The organism is Collinsella sp. AM12-1 (genome assembly GCF_003472325.1).
Classification (GTDB): Bacteria; Actinomycetota; Coriobacteriia; order Coriobacteriales; family Coriobacteriaceae; genus Collinsella.
In genome coordinates this window covers 1-1,063 of the sequence record NZ_QRLS01000051.1, presented here as the reverse complement: position 1 = coordinate 1,063, position 1,063 = coordinate 1, and the positions used below count along the sequence as shown (strand labels likewise).

The window sequence follows — 1,063 nt, the reverse complement described above, 5'->3', positions numbered from 1 at the left end:
GCCGGGCCCTTACGCCAGCACGCCGAAGAACGCGCCGATGATGCCCACGACCATGGTGGCCACGATCAGCACCATGGGGTTGATCTTCTTGGACAGCAGCCAGTAGTACAGCCAGAAGGCGAGCATGCCGAGCATGCCGGGCATGATGCCGTCCAGGATGTCCTGGAGGGTCTGGGCGTCCTCGCCCGAGCCGATGGCCACCGGGATGCTGGCCCAGAACATGTCCTTGCACATGGCGCCCACGACCATGACGCCCACGATGCCCACGCAGGTCATGATCTTCTGCATGAGGCCGGTCCTCTGGGCCTCGTCCAGGAAGCCCACGCCCAGCTCGTAGCCCTTGACGGCGCCCCAGATGCGCAGCGCGAAGCCGGGGACGTTGTAGATGAGCAGGAAGGCGATGGGGCCGAAGGGGTTGCCGGCCTGGCACAGGCTGATGCCCACCGCGGCGGCGACCACGCGCAGCGTCGACAGGAAGATGGAGTCGCCGATGCCGGACAGCGGGCCCATGAGGGCGGCCTTGACGTCGTTGACGCTCTCGGGCTCGATCTCGCCGCGGGCGACCTTCTCCTCCATGGCCATCGCGATGCCGCCGACGAACGGGGCGAACTGGACGGTGATGTTGAAGAACGCGCAGTGGCGATGCAGGGCCTCGGCGTAGTCGTCGGGGCGGCCGGCGTAGATCTTCTTGAGCATGTTGGCGACCATCAGGCAGAAGGCGATGTTCATCTGCTTGTAGTAGGTCCAGGAGAACTCCATGCCCAGGGCGCCGACGTTGACGGCGCTCTTGACGAGGTCGGAGCGCGTGATCTTGTTCTCGGGACTAGAAGTCATCGTCCTCATCCCCTTCCGCGGAAAGCTGGGGCTGGGCTCCGCCCAGGCCGAGCAGGTCGAACTTGTCGATGCCGATGATGATGGCGATCAGGGCGACGCCCAGGACGGGCACGTTGGCGTAGGAGCACAGCAGGAAGCCCAGGAAGTAGAAGGGCACGAGCTGCTTGGTGAGCACCAGGCGGCCGAGCATGGCGAAGCCCATGGCCGGCAGGATGTTGGCGGCAACGCC

General features: G+C 65.7%; 2 protein-coding genes. Both read right to left on the bottom strand.

Annotated elements, in window-relative coordinates; genetic code table 11:
* Nucleotides 1-9: 9 nt before the first annotated feature.
* Nucleotides 10-843 carry a PTS system mannose/fructose/sorbose family transporter subunit IID gene (locus DW136_RS09850; RefSeq protein ID WP_117565064.1) on the bottom strand — a complete coding sequence of 278 codons (834 nt, stop codon included), beginning with the start codon at nucleotides 841-843 and terminating at the stop codon, nucleotides 10-12.
* Nucleotides 824-1,063, bottom strand: a 240-nt coding sequence (locus DW136_RS09845) for a PTS sugar transporter subunit IIC (RefSeq protein ID WP_147324175.1), incomplete at its 5' end; no start/stop codon positions are given. The genes DW136_RS09850 and DW136_RS09845, both read right to left, overlap by 20 nt.